This window comes from Actibacterium sp. (genome assembly GCF_041584535.1).
GTDB lineage: Bacteria > Pseudomonadota > Alphaproteobacteria > Rhodobacterales > Rhodobacteraceae > Actibacterium_D.
The window spans coordinates 1-2,038 of the sequence record NZ_JBFHDW010000382.1 but is presented as its reverse complement, the minus strand read 5'-3'; the positions used below and the strand labels follow the sequence as shown (position 1 = coordinate 2,038).

The 2,038-nt window shown below is 60.3% G+C and carries 2 protein-coding genes; both read right to left on the bottom strand.

All coding sequences use genetic code 11. The features are described from left to right. Nucleotides 1-965, bottom strand: a 965-nt coding sequence (locus tag ABYW26_RS13870; protein WP_372605499.1) for an ABC transporter permease, incomplete at its 3' end; no start/stop codon positions are given. Between the two features lie 61 nt (nt 966-1,026). Next, a partial coding sequence (locus ABYW26_RS13865; protein WP_372605498.1) for a CmpA/NrtA family ABC transporter substrate-binding protein occupies nt 1,027-2,038 on the bottom strand: 1,012 nt, incomplete at its 5' end.

Here is a 2,038-nt window from a genome sequence, read left to right as displayed (position 1 = left end):
CCGTTCTGGAATTCATCCCAGACGAATTTGCCCAGACCCGGGTTCTGCGCCAGCATCTCGGCGGCGATCAGAACCATCCAGCCCACACCAAGCGACAGACGCAGGCCGGTAAAGATCAGCGGCAGGGCCGACGGCAGAACCAGCTTAATGATCTTGGTATAGGTGTTCATTTTCAACACCTTGGACACGTTGACCAGATCCTTGTCGATCGAGGCCACACCATGCGCGGTGTTAATGATCGTCGGCCACAGCGAACACAGGGTCACGGTGATGGCCGAGGTCAGGAAGGATTTCGAGAACATCCCGTCCGAGGTCGTATAAGTGGCCGAAACGATCATCGTGACGATCGGCAGCCATGCCAGCGGCGACACCGGCTTGAAAATCTGGATCAGCGGGTTCATCGCGGCATTGGCCGAGGGCGACAGCCCCGAGGCGATCCCCAGCGGCACCGCGACGATCGTGCCCAGCAGAAAGCCGAAGAACACGGTTTTGATCGAGGTCCAGATCTGATCGTAATAGGTCGGCTTGCCGGTATAGTCGCGGTATTTCACCATGTCTTCCTTGCCCGCGGCGACCAGCTTGGCATTGCGTTCGTCCTGGCGGTCATAAAAATCGGTGGCCTTCTGGCGCTCGGCGATGTGGTCCTGATGCAGGACGATCACTTGTTCCCAGACAGCAGCGGGTCCGGGGATCGCCCCCAACGAGGTCTGCACCTTCGGTGCAAGCGCCCCCCAGACCAGCAGAAACCCGACGATGGCCAGAACCGGAACGCCCAGCAGCCGCCAGATTTCTTTCAGTTGTGCCTTGGGGTTGTCCCCGGCAATAGCTTTCAGGACCGGCGTCACCCAGCTCAGGCCAAGAACCCTGAACCAGCCGTCGGCCTTGTTGATACGGGTAAACATCCGGGCTCGGCGGGCTTCGCGTGCCTCGGAGGCGTTCAGCGCTTCGGGATCAATCGCGGTCATGTGTCTCATCCTTGAATTCTGTAAAGCGGGGCGGCGGAGGGCCGCCGCCCGCGCCCGGGCCTTAGCCCTGAACTTCGTTACCGACGACGGTCTGATCGCCCTTCAGGCCGATCGGCAGGCTGTCGAGATAAGCGTTGGGGTGTTTGCCGTCATAGCCGATGCCATCGATGACATCCTCGGCCGGGGTCGGCGCCTTGTAGCCGTCGCTGTCGAACGGGAAGTCGGCAGCATCGGCCAGACCCTCTTCGACCAGCAGCTTGGCGGCTTCCAGATAGATTTCCGGCTTGTAGACCGACTTGGCGACTTCGTCATACCAGCTGTCGGGCTTGGCTTCGGCGATCTGGCCCCAGCGGCGCATCTGGGTCAGATACCAGACGGCGTCCGAATAGAACGGATAGGTGGCGTTATAGCGGAAGAACACGTTGAAATCGGGGACGTCGCGCTTGTCGCCTTTTTCATATTCGAACGTGCCGGTCATCGAGTTGGCGATGACTTCGTAATCGGCGCCGACATATTCCGACCGCGACAGGATCTCCACCGCCTCGGGGCGGTTGGCGTTGTCGTTTTCATCCAGCCAGATCGCGGCACGGATCAGCGCCTTGGTCATGGCCAGCGTGGTGTTCGGATATTCCTCGGCGAACTCGGCGGTGATGCCGAACACTTTTTCCGGGTTGTTCTTCCACAGCTCATAGTCGGTCACGACCGGCACACCGATGCCTTTGAACACGGCGGCCTGGTTCCACGGCTCGCCGACGCAGTAGCCATAGATGGTGCCGGCTTCCAGAGTGGCGGGCATTTGCGGCGGCGGGGTCACCGACAGCAGAACCTCGGCAGCGATCTGGCCGCTGACGTTATCGGGGCTGTAATAGCCGGGCTGGATACCACCGGCAGCCAGCCAGTAGCGCCGTTCATAGTTGTGGGTCGACACCGGGAAGACCATGCCCATCTTGAAGGGCTTGCCTTCCTTTTTGTATTGCTCGACGACCGGCTTCAGGTAATCGGCCTTGATGGGATGCACAGGCTTGCCGTTCTCCATGGGCACATGCTTCTTCATCTGTTCCCAGACGTCGTTG